Annotated in this window: 14 protein-coding genes and 2 pseudogenes; 10 read left to right on the forward strand and 6 right to left on the reverse strand. The window is 35.5% G+C overall.

Annotated features, from left to right (window positions below):
• Positions 1-600: pseudogene (locus H1A11_RS05210) on the forward strand (transposase); the annotation flags it as partial.
• On the opposite strand, the gene H1A11_RS05215 reads toward H1A11_RS05210, so the two are convergent.
• Together H1A11_RS05215 and H1A11_RS05220 are read right to left on the reverse strand one after the other, a co-directional pair.
• Positions 574-846, reverse strand: a complete 273-nt coding sequence (locus tag H1A11_RS05215; protein WP_181757815.1) for a hypothetical protein — start codon at positions 844-846, stop codon at positions 574-576. The pseudogene H1A11_RS05210 and the gene H1A11_RS05215 overlap by 27 nt on opposite strands.
• A gap of 281 nt (positions 847-1,127) precedes the next feature.
• The gene (locus tag H1A11_RS05220; RefSeq protein ID WP_181757816.1) at positions 1,128-1,274 is read right to left on the reverse strand and encodes an HU family DNA-binding protein; all 147 of its coding nucleotides are present in this window, start codon (positions 1,272-1,274) and stop codon (positions 1,128-1,130) included.
• A 138-nt stretch (positions 1,275-1,412) separates the two neighbouring features.
• On the opposite strand from H1A11_RS05220, the gene H1A11_RS05225 reads away from it, so the two are divergent.
• The 8 genes from H1A11_RS05225 (at position 1,413) to H1A11_RS05255 (ending at position 6,753) form a co-directional block, all read left to right on the forward strand.
• Positions 1,413-2,324: a YafY family protein gene (locus tag H1A11_RS05225; RefSeq protein ID WP_181757817.1), complete on the forward strand. Its 912-nt coding sequence runs from the start codon at positions 1,413-1,415 to the stop codon at positions 2,322-2,324.
• A gap of 44 nt (positions 2,325-2,368) precedes the next feature.
• The gene (locus tag H1A11_RS05230) at positions 2,369-2,743 is read left to right on the forward strand and encodes a hypothetical protein (RefSeq protein WP_181757818.1); all 375 of its coding nucleotides are present in this window, start codon (positions 2,369-2,371) and stop codon (positions 2,741-2,743) included.
• A 601-nt stretch (positions 2,744-3,344) separates the two neighbouring features.
• The gene (locus H1A11_RS05235) at positions 3,345-4,259 is read left to right on the forward strand and encodes a GIY-YIG nuclease family protein (protein WP_255461534.1); all 915 of its coding nucleotides are present in this window, start codon (positions 3,345-3,347) and stop codon (positions 4,257-4,259) included.
• Complete coding sequence (locus H1A11_RS19020) at positions 4,219-4,464, forward strand: hypothetical protein (protein WP_255461535.1); 246 nt, start codon at positions 4,219-4,221, stop codon at positions 4,462-4,464. The genes H1A11_RS05235 and H1A11_RS19020 overlap by 41 nt, the downstream gene beginning before the upstream one ends.
• 12 nt (positions 4,465-4,476) lie before the next feature.
• Positions 4,477-4,743 (forward strand): hypothetical protein, encoded by a 267-nt coding sequence (locus tag H1A11_RS05240; protein WP_181757819.1) that lies wholly within the window; start codon positions 4,477-4,479, stop codon positions 4,741-4,743.
• 9 nt (positions 4,744-4,752) lie between these two features.
• Positions 4,753-5,610: a hypothetical protein gene (locus H1A11_RS05245; RefSeq protein WP_181757820.1), complete on the forward strand. Its 858-nt coding sequence runs from the start codon at positions 4,753-4,755 to the stop codon at positions 5,608-5,610.
• A 33-nt stretch (positions 5,611-5,643) separates the two neighbouring features.
• On the forward strand, positions 5,644-6,309 hold the full coding sequence (locus tag H1A11_RS05250) for a hypothetical protein (RefSeq protein ID WP_181757821.1): 666 nt from the start codon (positions 5,644-5,646) through the stop codon (positions 6,307-6,309).
• 36 nt (positions 6,310-6,345) lie between these two features.
• Positions 6,346-6,753, forward strand: coding sequence for a hypothetical protein (locus tag H1A11_RS05255; protein WP_181757822.1), 408 nt, complete (start codon positions 6,346-6,348; stop codon positions 6,751-6,753).
• Positions 6,754-7,686: 933 nt separating this feature from the next.
• On the opposite strand, the gene H1A11_RS05260 is transcribed toward H1A11_RS05255, so the two are convergent.
• Entirely contained in the window at positions 7,687-8,532 is an 846-nt protein-coding gene (locus H1A11_RS05260; protein WP_181757823.1) for a DNA-deoxyinosine glycosylase, read from the reverse strand.
• Between the two features lie 317 nt (positions 8,533-8,849).
• Positions 8,850-9,055 (reverse strand): annotated as a pseudogene (locus H1A11_RS05265) (transposase); the annotation flags it as partial.
• A 1,098-nt stretch (positions 9,056-10,153) separates the two neighbouring features.
• On the opposite strand from H1A11_RS05265, the gene H1A11_RS05270 reads away from it, so the two are divergent.
• Positions 10,154-10,483, forward strand: a complete 330-nt coding sequence (locus H1A11_RS05270) for a hypothetical protein (RefSeq protein ID WP_181757824.1) — start codon at positions 10,154-10,156, stop codon at positions 10,481-10,483.
• A gap of 788 nt (positions 10,484-11,271) precedes the next feature.
• On the opposite strand, the gene H1A11_RS05275 is transcribed toward H1A11_RS05270, so the two are convergent.
• Both H1A11_RS05275 and H1A11_RS05280 read right to left on the reverse strand, forming a co-directional pair.
• Complete coding sequence (locus tag H1A11_RS05275) at positions 11,272-11,475, reverse strand: hypothetical protein (protein ID WP_117866667.1); 204 nt, start codon at positions 11,473-11,475, stop codon at positions 11,272-11,274.
• 531 nt (positions 11,476-12,006) lie between these two features.
• A complete protein-coding gene (locus H1A11_RS05280; protein ID WP_255461536.1) occupies positions 12,007-13,251 on the reverse strand; it encodes a BT4734/BF3469 family protein in 1,245 nt (414 codons plus the stop codon).
• Positions 13,252-13,538: the final 287 nt, after the last annotated feature.

Raw genomic sequence — 13,538 nt, forward strand, 5'->3', positions numbered from 1 at the left:
ATGTTCTCAGAACCTAAAGTTACGGAAATTTATTGTATGGCTGATGATTTTTGCAAGGAATTTGCATTGCAACAAGAAAAATATATGATTGAGTATAAGAAGACCAAGCATCGTAACAAGCTCAACCGTATGAGTGATGCAGAGATTATGGTTATTCTAATCCTGTTTCACTCCGGTGGTTGCCGCTGTTTTAAACATTATTACAAAGAGTATGTCTGCAAACATCTGAAACACTTGTTTCCGTGCCAGGTAATCGTTTTGTGGAACTAGAGAAGGAAGTACTGTTTCCTCTGGTTATTTTCATCAAGAATCCTGCTGGGAGCCTGTACCGACATCAGTTTTGTTGAATTCACTCCTTTATGTGTCTGTCGTAACCAAAAGATTCTGATTCATAAAACATTTGAAGGGATTGCCGGGCGTGGAAAATGTTCCATGAGCTGGTTATTCGGGTTCAAACTGCATCTGATAATCAATGATAAGGGTAATTTTTTTAATTTCATGTTTACACCAGGAAATGTAGATGATCGTAAATCATTGAAATAGAGTAAATTTCTAGAGAATATCAAAGGGAAACTATGCGCAGACAAGGTATATATTGGCTAGGTTCTGTTCGAAAATTTCTTTTTTAACGATATCCAGTCTGAAAGCGACAACAGAACGTCCTTCTATATTATCCGGAATGCTGTCAAAAAGGGAGTAATTGATATTGGACGAGATAAACCTCATACATGCAGCCATTCCTCCCGGAAACTCAGGTTGTTCTTCCGGAATGGAAAAAAAAGTTCCTTCTTGTGCCTGCGTATTAGAATATGCTAAAAAGAAGGAAACAGACAATAATATTTTCATGATACCCTTTCTCATAAGCCTCTTGAGCCATTAATCGAATGCTGCCCTAAAGATAGAAATTTAATATGAAAATTGAATGGAATTTGATTTCATTTTCCAAGAGATTGCTGCAAAACATTTCCTTCTCAGAGTCTTATGTCCGATGGGATACAGTTCTGACAGTGAATAATTTTTGAAGATGTTTTTTTACATATCATAGGGTAAGCTTCACACCCCACAATAAAAGTGAGAAAAAAGAAAGTCGCTACACCTTTATCCAATATAATAACTTTTAATAATAATCAAGACAAAAGAAAGTAGATATATATTTCTTCGTTTGCCAATAATTTCTTGACACTGTTCATGAATCCTTTCACTATCTGAAGTGTTTCCTTTCTGTCTGCTCCCGTTTTCAGGGAGATCTCATTCACAATTTCTGCTTTAGTCATAATCTTATCTGTTTTAGAGTTGCAAAGATATCCAAAGTTTATTAAAGAGAAGAGGACCGGAATAAAATTTGTTCAACGACATGTTTTGTCGCTTGCCTTCAATATCTTTGCCCATAATAAAATCAAATTCATAATTATATGGGGAAAAAGTTGGAAAGATTACAGCGTATGCTGGTTATCATCAATAAACTGAAAGGACTTCAACGGTATGTCCCTCGTGAAGAACTGGAAAATTATGTGACACATCGCATGGAAGAACGTGGTGGGATACCTGTAGACCTCAGAACATTGCAACGGGACTTTAATGCGATAGAAGAGATGTTCGGTATTCGCATCTGTTTCGACAAGAAACGGAATGGATATTATATCAATGAGGAGGATGACACGAAAAAGGAACAATATGAAAGGCTCCTTCTCAACTTTGATATACTGAATGCTTTGGATACCTCTTCAGGCCTTCATACTTATGTAGTTGCAGAACATCATCGTCCGGTAAACAACGAATATCTACCACTTCTAATCAAGGCTATTAAATTCTCACATCCCATAATCTTTAAATATATGTATGTCCGGGAGAATGGAAAGATGCGTGAAAAAGAAGTGCTACCACACTATTTGAAAGAAGACCAATACCGGTGGTATCTTCTTGCTTATGAAGAAAACGTATTGAAAACTTTCAGTGTGGACTGTATTATTGACCCTCAGATATTGTATGGAAAAACATTCAAGCGTAATATGGACATAGACATAAACAGCCTTTTTAAAGATTGTTATGGCATTTGGAACCAGACGAATATTCCTATAGAAGAGATCGAATTGAGTTATAGCCCTTTGGATGGTAGTTTCCTGAAATCTGTTCCATTGCATCATTCCCAAGAGATCATTGTAGATGATGAGAAAGAATTCCGAATTAAACTGCATCTCCGTATTACCAATGATTTTGTGATGGCCCTACTTTCAAGAAGCCGCTCGCTGACAGTTATCAAACCTCTACATCTGAGGGAGCAGGTGAAGGCTATCTATGAAGAGGCTCTGAAAAGAAACAGATGACCACAAATCGTTCCCTGAACACAACCGTCTAAAAATCAAAGAATATGAACAACAACTCTTACTGGAACAAAAGTAATTTTCTGAAAGGCATAGGTACTCTTTGTATCTTTATCATCTTTGGATATTACGCTTATCAAGATGCCATAAACAGAAACATGCTGGAAAGAAGTCTGAATGAAAACGCTGCCCCACCGCAACGTGACTTTGCCCACAAATCTTCTCGATTACAACGTTCGTCTGCCATACATGGAAATGCGGTTTATAAGGATGTGGCTGGAAAAACTCAGAATGTAGAAGCTAGGGAGTTGAACGATTACGACACCTTCAACGAACATCTGGATGAATATCTTGAAGATCCGGAAGATGAAGTCACTTATCCGCCTGAAATCTATGATGCACTGATAGACGAGACAGAATAAATTGATTAACAAAAAATATAATAATATGAGTCATTTCAGAACATCCCGTACAAAAGAAGCATTTTTATTTAAAGACGCAATCATTCTTACCTCATTTACTGTTATTTGTCCTGTATTGGGGCTTCCTTTCTTAGGGTTATTGCGAAGACACAGCAATTGGTATTATCCATTCTTCTTGATTGGCATTCTATTGTTCATTTGTTGGGCTGCTTTCATGGAACGGCATCTTGACATTGTATATATACCTTAGTTTTACCAGAAGTGAATAACAATATCCCCTTTGAGTTTGATAATCAATAAACTTTTTGTAATTTTGCAAAGTCCCAACATGACTGGTTAGGACGCATTACATAGTTTATTGATGAAAGTGTAGCTTTTATCCTTGTGTTGGAAATCTGGTAAATTTCACGAAATGCAATAGGAAAGCAATCACGCTCATCACTTGTCTGTATATACTTACTCAAGCTATATACATCACAAGTGTGGGGATATTGTTTATCTTGCATTTAGGTTTACCAGAGCCTCCAACACGATAGATGATGTAACTCCACACTTTCTTTTTTGTTTCCCACGAAGAGTTACCGTGGGTAAAAATAATCTTATGATGCAGACGGATGATTTTTCTCCATTTGACCCATTAACAATGAGGCAAAATGTGTTACCGACTAAGTCGGGCAATTATCTCATAGTATTACGAATTGCAGTGTCGTTACCGCAGAACGCCTCAATTAATATAACACCTCAATTCACATCTATTGAATACAATGGAGATTGCTATGCTGTGGCCTATGTAGAAAAAAGTAACAAAAGTATAAGGGGAAGTTATAAACAACATTTTCTGGGAACTGCCGATAGTTCAACGATACGCAAATCTATTGGATGTTTAATGGGGTTCAAACTAAAATCTGATAATATGTATTCGAATTCTTTGTCTCCGAAGAAAAGATTCAACGATATGGAAGAGCAAGTCGTAACAGAATGGATGAAAAAGAATTTAATGATTTTATATTATGCCAATAATGATTTTAAAAATGCCGGACAGGAATTGATGAAAGTATATAATCCTCCTTTAAATCTTCAAGGAAATTTTTATAAAGTAAATGCAGAATATAGAAAACAATTATCAGCACTTCGGGCGGTTACAAATTTGTCCAATCCAGCTATTGTACCTGAAATGACACAGCCTTTTCATACCAATTGCCCTAATTGTAATCTAAATCTTACAGTTCCAGACAGTTTTAAAAAAGAAGAATATATCAAATGCCTTTCGTGTGGTTATGCATTTGAAAATCCTTTTTATAGGCAAAAAAAAAGTAAAGAAGGATTGCAATGGAAAATATTGTTGATCCTTGTTGGCATTGTATTGTTTTTTAGCTTTGTCCCTAGGTATGGAAAAGGTTCAAGTAAAAGTAATAGTAATGGTAGTAAGAGCGAAAACTATGTAAATCGAAAGGGACCTTTCCCAAACAGAGGCTATGGCAGGAGTAAGAGTTTATCTAAAACGCTATTACCTTAAAGACCCGGATAGTTATCAAGGAATAAGTTGGGAAGCCTTTGGCATTTACAACCAAGAAAACAATACTTATTTCGCTCTTCATAAATACAGAGCTAAAAACAGTTATGGTGGTTACGTAGTGGAAGAAAAACTTTTTGTATTGGATTCTAACGGGAATGTTATAAAAGTAGTGGATGATGTGAACGAAATAATTAATGGTTACTAATGTTAATTTTTTATGAAAAAAGAAGAACATATATCAGAAATCAATCGGGTCTTGCTGGAATATTTTGAGAAGCATTTGAATAGTGAGAAAATTGCAGCAAAAGAGTTTATGAATCTATTTATTGAAAACGGGATTTTTAAAAAGAACAACAAAGATGGTTTACCTATCCGGCAATTACTAAGGGAATTGGATAAAGAAAATCAACTGAATAAAATACCATATATTTATGTTGAAAGAAAAAAGAAGAATGTCAATTGGTACTTTTATTCTGAAATATAGAAAGATAATATGAAAAAGTCGGATAATATTGTATTGTTAGTTACAGTAGTCATAATAGGGCTGCTGATAGCCTTAGGGATAGATTACAAAAATAAAATGCCTATGACATTATCTTCTAGTCCCTCTGCTATAGAAATGGAGAGGTACATAAAGGGACGTGTGCAGAAGCATATAGAAAAGAGTCTTACTAAAGGCGAAAAATACACGGGATTAAAGTGGGAAATGGGAGGTTATACTGATGCTGCTGATCAAACAACCGTATATAGTGGGGGAACATTCTCTGTACCTTCTTCAAAATGGAGTAAATTAGTGCTTTCTCATACTTTCATAATAACGAATAAGGAAGGTTGTGAATCACATTATTGTAAACAGATCATAATCGACAAACAAGGAAATATTACAAATTTTACTAATCAAATCAGTGGTGAAGATTATACTGGAATAGAACAAATTACTGGTTTTATCCAGGGGCCATTGAGGAATAGCGATAATGAAGAGCTCATAATATGGGGCGAAGATGTTATAAGAAATTATATTCATGGAAAAATGGCTCCCTCGCAGAAGTATATACCCATAAAATGGATATTATATACGAAGCTAACCTTAGATCAAAAAGTTTTTGATGCTCTTGACATAACTTTTTCTCCTGTAAAACGTATTGGTAATTTCCATCCGGACTGGATACATGCTGCATTATGTATTGAACATAAATACAGCATAGAAGGAAGAAATGGATATAAGCAAACAAGACACAGCGTATTCATAATATCTCCCAAAGGAAAAGTTAAGGAAGTTTCTTTCGATTATTTTTCTATTAGCAAAAGTGCTGAGGAACAATATAAACTATTGTTTACTAATTTTTATTGATATAGAATTTATCACGTTTTAATATTATTGTTTATGAAAAAGTACATTTACTTATTCTTATTTTTATGTTTTGCAACAAATGTTTTAGGACAAAATGCGGAAAATTCTCAAACGGAACAACATCAATTAGTTGAATGGTCAAAAAGTTGTATTAAGGAGTTCTTCAATGCAGCATCATTGTCAGATACACTCATTTATGAACCTATTGAATGGATCTTAATCGTACAAGACGCACGTTATCCCATAGAATTGAAACTGGAGGAGCAAAAAAAAGACACACTTCGCGGTTGTGTAAAACTTCTTGATAATAGAGGCGTGTTTGATCAATATTTTGAAATATCAGAAGATCCTGATGCATTTGTAGCTGTATCATTAGTTTGTGATATGAAATCTAAACGTACAGGTTTAAAAGTAGAATCAAGTGAAATTACATTCGTTCTTGATGATAAAGGAAGGGTATTAGAAGTTAAGGACTATGTCAGGCCTGTGGCAATACGCCAAATGATAACAATGCAAGTGCTTAATATGACAAAACAACAATTAGCTGAAGACTTGGGTAAAGACATACTAAAGTTGGAATGGAAATTTCAATCTGATACTCAAAATTGGATATTAGAAAGGAATGGCAAAATTATTTATCAATGGACGCCTCTTGAACTTATTTATTTTGCTCAGAAATTTATGAGAAAAAACAATTAGAATTATTGCTGTTAGAACAATTTTAAACATACTAATATGCCAATAACTATCAAACAATTAGTAGAAGAAGTCGGGTTGCCACCCACTGCTATTAAAGTAGTAAAATGGAACAGCCCGATTGACTGCAAAAACAAAGGTGTTTATATCGTATCTTTATCTGAAAATGCAGTCTTGAACAGAACGATAAAAGAACTCCCTATTTCAATGAATATTTTAGAAGCTTGGATTAAGAAACTTGGTTACTTTACTATTGATAAAGAAAAAACTCAAGATGCTGGAGTTGTAAAGGGAAGACTGGCTGAGTTTTGGATTCCCGATGAAAACATATTGTACATCGAAAAAGCACCATTGCGAAAATCGAGTGATGGAATTGGTAATAGAGTTCGAGAGTATTATAGGACTGCTATAGGAAATGCAGGACCACATGTAGGGGGCATTGGATGAAGATGCTCGAAAACTTGAATGCCTCATACGTTTTCTATGTTGAATGCCAAGATTCTGGATATGTTGAAGCTAAGATGTTTTCAAAATTTGGAGAGCTGGTTTCCGACTGTGTCAGGAAGAGGTTATCTATAAAGGGGCCAATACTTCCATTTCAACCTTGAGGATGGGAAAGAAAAGAAGAAGCATGGATTGGGGCATATGAAGATAAAAAAATATCCGTAGTTTTCTGATAGGTATATGTTAAGTGAAGACGGATCATTAAAAAATGAACCCACTAGTGTCCCCGTTAAAATTTTGTCCATGTCATTTTTGAAAAAATGAGAATTGTAACTCTTTGATATTGAAGAAAGAATAATTTCTATAGAATGAGTATTATTGTAATCTTCATTTCAAATCCGTTTGCCCTATATTCGGCTTTAAATTATTGAATATCAACAATATAAGAATCATGAAGCAAATTTTAATGGGACACTAGTGAAATGAACCCTAAAAGTCTTATATCCGGACAATTAAAAAAATATGATGATTATTATCTGAATTTATCAATCGAAACTTTATCAAGGAGATTTATAACAAACTTTCCAGTCCGTAGTCATTATTTCAACCCCTTACAAAACTAAACTGATGATGTATGGATCAATAAATTAAATGAATATTTATTCTATGATAATCCCGGAAGAACTAATGTAAGATTTAATAGATTTTTTATGGATATGACGTTGACTTATCCTATGCTATCAACTACATAGACATGGTAGGTCAATATGCAGAAGTTGACAATTTTCATCTATGGCTACAAGGTTTGTCAATAACATAACTCTAGAATGGTCGTAAAATTTGTTTAATCTTTGTTTGAAAGCTACCTCAATTCTTTTGTATCTACTTCACAAAAGAATACGGAATCTAATAGCCTGGTCTCCCCTTATTTGAACATTATGTAGCCAGTTCTAAAATTACCGACCATTCTTCCAACTTCTCTTCAAAAGTAAGGCTACAGGTATTGGATGTTGAAGAAAGTAATACAATCTTTCCATCAAAGTCTATTGTGGAGAAAAAACGTTTGAAAAGGAAAGTTGTTGAAGGATGCTTTTCACTTCCTTTTCCTTTGCCATTCAGAACTATTGTTTTTATACTCGGATATTCCTTTAAAAAGGATTGTATGTCATTAGGAATAAGAGAATCAATATCATACCCATCATCTGTACTTCCTTTTCTTATTCCACTCTGTACACAATCCCACAAGGCTATGTTATGGGAAGTGATAAAATCATGGTTAGACGTCATATCATCCTTTTTTCCAAAGATTGAATACATAATTTTCCAGAATGAATTACGGGCTGTATCACAATAATATGCCTGTTCTTTTAAAGACTTGTCTCCCGGCATAGTCCCTAAAATTAATACTTTTGGTGAATCTCCTACCCATGCAGATAATCCTGTTTTATAATCAGATAGAGGAGAGTTCTTAGGTTTATCATTCTTTATCTTAATTTCTTTGTTTGCCGTCTTTTTTATAGCAATGAAATTAGAGTTTACATTAATATAGTTATAGATGTCATTGATTGCTTGGTTTTCTGCACCATTAAGTTTCTTATTCCAATATTGGGCATAACCAGCTTTTAGTTCTTCCTTACTTTTATTCAGAAAAACAGCATTGTCTTTGGAGTTGTAATCTTTTAGAAAATTGAACACCTTATTTAGGGCATTGTATCTACATTTTGCAATACCTTTACTCTGATATTGTAGTTCTATAGCCTTTTGTAATTCCTCCATTATCATAATCTTGAATTTTATCTTTTCACAAAAATAAGGAAAGTAATTTATTTTAGTTATAAATTATTCATCGGTTAGTGGTGCACGTGGAATGGAAAATGTGTCTTCGTCCAAAAAGCCACCAGCCATTTCAATATAGTCATATATAATTGGAAGTTCAAATTTAATTCGCTTATATACAGTAACTTTTACTCTATCTGCATTTATAGAACCTATGTCTATTTCAGTTTATGATATTGTTAAAGTTTGAACTATATCTGACACAAAGATAACCAAAAAAGTTAGGTCTATCGATTTTTTAGCTAAATTAACGTGAAATAAAATTAGAAAATAATGAGTTGCTTGTTATTGATGAATTTCACATCAATAGCGGGTTGCTTCTCAAAAAAGCTGTATGCTGCGATAGCTAACAATGAATTGGCAATGAAATTACAGAAAGAACGATGTTTGGAATGTCTATCTGTGCAATGTTCTTCAATTCGTCATTGACTGTCTCAATCAATGCTCTTTTTCTGAGCAGAATCTTGTCAGTATACTCATCAGGGAGTTTCCCATGTTATAATACATGAAATATTCAAGTTGGGAATTTTTTTACCTTCATTATTATATTTCAATTCGAAGCCGGTAAGTTCTCTTTCAGATAAAGATTTATGATATTCATCTATTATTTCTTTTACTTGGTTTAATTAACCTTCCATCAAAATTGAAAAATAAAGTAGCTTAACCCATTGGCGAAATCAAGGTCTTAAAAGGCTTTTATATATACTGTTGATATTTAATAAATTATAAAGGTATAATTATCTAATTTGCATTTTTTCGACATATGCAAATGTATGGCTGGTAATTTAATCAATGGATTGGATTCAGTAATATTTTCAGTAGATATGTTGTACCCACTTTTCCATTATGAAAGCCATTACTTAGTTATTGCTGTCGCAAAGTACAGGTATTAAAGAAACTTCAATATGTTATATAAGATTCGTCAAATAGGAGTTTCCTTCGTTGTCAGGGTAAAAAGAATTTTCATGTAGACTTGTCAGATGGGAATGGAGATTAACTAATAATGTATTCGGATATAACTATCAGGTCAACAGTGATTTATGTGAGTTGATGCTATATATTTCCTCTTCGTTTAGTTGGTACTAAGATCAAGAACAAAAACGCGAATTTGTTTTTTAGCCAACCAGACGCATATATCTTCTCTCTAACTAGCTAAACTTTACAAGAATCGTTGGAAAGAACTTTTCTCCAAATAGCTGGAACCCCCTTCAGAATTAAGATTTTTAGGGAACTGCTGAAAATGCTATAAGAATATAAGTCTATCTATGTTGTCACTTGTAGCTGCTATTGTCCAAAAAGACATGCAACTCGACAGAAATATATAAAGTTTTGCAAATTCCGAATATATCATTTGACAGGCAAAACTCCCCCTCAGGCTCCTCTTCATCAAAACTAAATTTCAATATGACAAAGGACGATTAGACTTGAATGAACCAAGCTTATTTGATTTTTAATAACGTTCCCATTTTAATAGTGCATTGATGATTACAATTAATCATTTAGTTTGGTTTTATTGCCAAGATTTATTAGTTTTGTTACTGAATTATTAATTTTAAGAAGTTAAATTATGGCTTATGGAGTAGCTCTTCTCTTAATAAAAAAGGAGAATGACAAAGAAATTGAAGTGCGTTATACAGAGGAATTAAGAATGGATTATCAAAAACTTCTCGATTTATATCCATTCCATGCCGAGTATAATGGTTATATGGATTACTACTTGGATATATCCAAAGAACAGTTAACAGACGTATATGAGCAGACAAAATCCTATTATTATGGAAGTAAAAAGGAACGGCTGAAAGAGAGCGAGAAACAGCAAGAGTATTTGAACTCGATTTTGGCACGAACCGATTATAACTTAATTCGTATACATATATTCGAGTTTAACCTTTATTAGTTCCTTAAAATGATTTTCATATTGCTTTGTGGTAAGAATCTCATAAAAAGTAAGTTCTTATTATTGGAAAATCTGGAATATGTCAGTGGAAAAAATGAATGGCGACTGTTTCGAAACTTTAATTGGTTACGCGGAAGAGTAATATGGACAAGGCTCACGTTATCGAGAAGTATTTAGATTTTTAACAAAATGTTTTTATACGTAACGAAATATCCTTTCTCGCTGATAATAGGATCTGTTTTTGTATATTTTTAAGCTTGCAAGATATATCAAAGACAGCCTGAAGAGCCTTATTGTCTGTGAAGATAGCGTTTCATAAGCTCTATACTTGGGTCAGGCTGTCTTTCTTATTCTACAAAAAATACAAGCCTCCCGGAATACAGCGAACACTATCAGTAAGAGATATACAACCGGAACCTGACTCCACAGATTAACACCATTATCCGGAAGGCTTGAATGGATATAACAGAAAACACGTGGGGAATGTTTGGCTATCTTAAGGGCAATGAATCAAGTGCCTCTGATTATTGGGAAGTGAGTTTATATATATTATTCCCGTATGTCCAAGGCACATCTCCGAATTGCACTGCAAGCTCGGGAATTTTTTCACTCTCTATATTGGCTAATCGGATAACAACAAAAAACGCCCGAAAAAAGATTAGGATATTACCTGTATTAAACCTCTTTACCCGGATAGTTTTTCAGGTTGTCGTACTTGTTGCCTTTTTTCTAATTTGGGTAGGGACTAGATAAAAGTCGGTTCAGTGATGATACGGTTTCCCTCCTTGCTACAGCAATAGTTCCCACAATTTCCTTTTCATTGTTTCCGCACTCTCAGATATGGTATAGTACAGCATAGTCGAATTTTTACCGCCCCCGACAAGCAGTACTCTTGAGGTGTCATCCGTCAGGCTTTCAATACTGACTATATGGTTGACATTGACAAGGACGTTCCCTTTCTCAATGGTCTTGAGCTCTACGAATTTCTTCATGTCTTTGTGTTTTTGAAGTATAGATCCAATTTCAACAGTTATGGCAATAATACGTTACAAAAATAGTAAATATCCTGGAAACATGTTGATTCTTATAGTATATTTCTTGCACCATTGAGAACAAAAAATAAGAGGCAAGCTGTCAAAAGCATTGTTGCATACAAATAAAAATATGTATATCATAAAACCTGGCAAGAGGGGTACAAATACGGCAGGATATAAATTGTGACAAGACTATAATATGCTGCTGTTCAAAAGATTCAAAAAAGAGATGGAGGGGAGTCTATAATTTGTACCCCCTCTTATAAGTACCTCATGAAATATGACAACACTATTTCTTAATGGCTCAGGGCGGATAGTGAATGACTCGTATTATATTTATATCCAACGGGCAATGAATCAAGTGCCTCTGAATTATCGGGAAGTGAGTTTGAGTTTTATTCCCGAAGCTTAAAGGCACGTCTCCGAATTGCCCATAAAAAACAAGAAGAGACAAGCCTTTCAACCGACTCATCCCTTCCATTATCCTGCCTATCTCCTGCATATCACATCATATACAGAGCAACCTTCCGTGCAATCATCCGGTGCGGGCTCAAACTCCTTCCACCATTCCCAGACATACAGAGCATAACCTTTCCATTGCAGCATTTCTATTTCATTCTGCCACTGATAAGACCGTTGATTGTTAATACGTGGGCAAATAAGGATGCGTAGATGCCTTGGAATACCTGTCATCAAATCTCCCGACAATACCTTTCCGCCCGTTGAGAACCATTGGAAACCCGGAAAAAGCCCCGTCATCCCTTCAGCCACGCCATCATCATCCACTATCACAATCCTCATGTCCGGGCGGTATTTCATTGTCGGATTTGGAAGATGATAAAATGAAGGGATATTTTTTACTCTGGAGAACAACGCCTTCAGTCTTTCATCCGCCCCTTCCCTTCTCAGCGTCTTACTCCCGAACCTCTTATTCCTGTATGCATTGCCGACCGTATACCTTATCTCACCGGGCGTAAAGTCGGAGGAGGCGTAAGGGAGAAGGATGTCAAGTGTCTCGTCTCTCCCGATACCGTATTCACAGAGATTGCAGGCCGTATCATAGACATACCCGTTACGGTTGCCTCTCCTGAATCCCCCTTCCGTCCATGAGAGTATGATCCTGAGCCTCTCGTCCATATCTGTTATCGGGATAGTGTAGTTGGCTGTATCCGGATTTATGGTCATCTCCTCTTTTACCTCAACCGTTTTGTCCCATACAAGTGCTCCAGGGTTGAGATAGAGGTCAGGATCGTAGGTGGCGTTCGTATATCTTGCCACATCCTGGGCTCTTCTATCCTCATCCACGCCAAAATCCTCCGCAATGGCCCTGTAGTATAGTTTATGGCTTTCAGCGTCAAGACTGTCCGGAACCTTGACCAGCACTTTGAGCCCTTTTCCGGATATTGAGAGGAAGACCGAGTATACATAAGGGTTCTTCGTCAGCCGTTCCTTCTCTGAAAACACGTCCCCGTCCAGATGGTCTATGTCGATGGCCATGATACCGCTATGCCTTATCAGCCTGTCTTTCCCGCGTCTCTCGAATATGCCTGAGAATGAGAATCCGGGAGCGTCGAATTTAGCCCGGTCCATTTCCTCCCCGGTCCTGGCGTTCCTGACCTTGTCCGCATATTCCCTGTATTTCCCTTCCTTAATCAGACGGAGGGCATAATCCACACTCATCCTTTTTGCCGGAAGTGTATTGCTCTTGCTTGTATAAAAATCTATATCGTTCATTGCTACTCGTTTTTAAGTTGTTGATGTGTGGAGGCGTTCGCTGTTTGGAGAGCGAACACCCCACCAAGATGTATATTTTGATGTTTACCACTGATTACGGGTGTTTACGGGTGTTTACCAGTGTTTAGGGGTGTTTACGGGTGTTTACACTGTTTACTGGTGATCACTAGTGTTTAGGGTGTTTACTAGTGTTTAGGGTGTAAATAAATGAACACCACTATATATTTTTTCTTCTTTTGGGTCATTCTCCAGTCTTACTTATGTGATATTATCCTTTATAATAGTAG

The sequence above is a fragment of the Bacteroides sp. CACC 737 genome (assembly GCF_013874375.1).
GTDB classification, from domain to species: Bacteria; Bacteroidota; Bacteroidia; order Bacteroidales; family Bacteroidaceae; genus Bacteroides; species Bacteroides uniformis.

Excerpts from the sequence above, each read along its gene's own strand:
- H1A11_RS05275 (WP_117866667.1), bottom strand. The coding sequence starts at position 11,475 with ATGAAGAAATTCGTAGAGCTCAAGACCATTGAGAAAGGGAACGTCCTT.
- H1A11_RS05245 (WP_181757820.1), top strand. The coding sequence starts at position 4,753 with ATGAAAAAGTCGGATAATATTGTATTGTTAGTTACAGTAGTCATAATA.
- H1A11_RS05255 (WP_181757822.1), top strand. The coding sequence starts at position 6,346 with ATGCCAATAACTATCAAACAATTAGTAGAAGAAGTCGGGTTGCCACCC.
- H1A11_RS05215 (WP_181757815.1), bottom strand. The coding sequence starts at position 846 with ATGAAAATATTATTGTCTGTTTCCTTCTTTTTAGCATATTCTAATACG.
- H1A11_RS05240 (WP_181757819.1), top strand. The coding sequence starts at position 4,477 with ATGAAAAAAGAAGAACATATATCAGAAATCAATCGGGTCTTGCTGGAA.
- H1A11_RS05270 (WP_181757824.1), top strand. The coding sequence starts at position 10,154 with ATGGCTTATGGAGTAGCTCTTCTCTTAATAAAAAAGGAGAATGACAAA.
- H1A11_RS05220 (WP_181757816.1), bottom strand. The coding sequence starts at position 1,274 with ATGACTAAAGCAGAAATTGTGAATGAGATCTCCCTGAAAACGGGAGCA.
- H1A11_RS05250 (WP_181757821.1), top strand. The coding sequence starts at position 5,644 with ATGAAAAAGTACATTTACTTATTCTTATTTTTATGTTTTGCAACAAAT.
- H1A11_RS05235 (WP_255461534.1), top strand. The coding sequence starts at position 3,345 with ATGATGCAGACGGATGATTTTTCTCCATTTGACCCATTAACAATGAGG.
- H1A11_RS19020 (WP_255461535.1), top strand. The coding sequence starts at position 4,219 with ATGGCAGGAGTAAGAGTTTATCTAAAACGCTATTACCTTAAAGACCCG.
- H1A11_RS05225 (WP_181757817.1), top strand. The coding sequence starts at position 1,413 with ATGGGGAAAAAGTTGGAAAGATTACAGCGTATGCTGGTTATCATCAAT.
- H1A11_RS05260 (WP_181757823.1), bottom strand. The coding sequence starts at position 8,532 with ATGATAATGGAGGAATTACAAAAGGCTATAGAACTACAATATCAGAGT.
- H1A11_RS05280 (WP_255461536.1), bottom strand. The coding sequence starts at position 13,251 with ATGAACGATATAGATTTTTATACAAGCAAGAGCAATACACTTCCGGCA.
- H1A11_RS05230 (WP_181757818.1), top strand. The coding sequence starts at position 2,369 with ATGAACAACAACTCTTACTGGAACAAAAGTAATTTTCTGAAAGGCATA.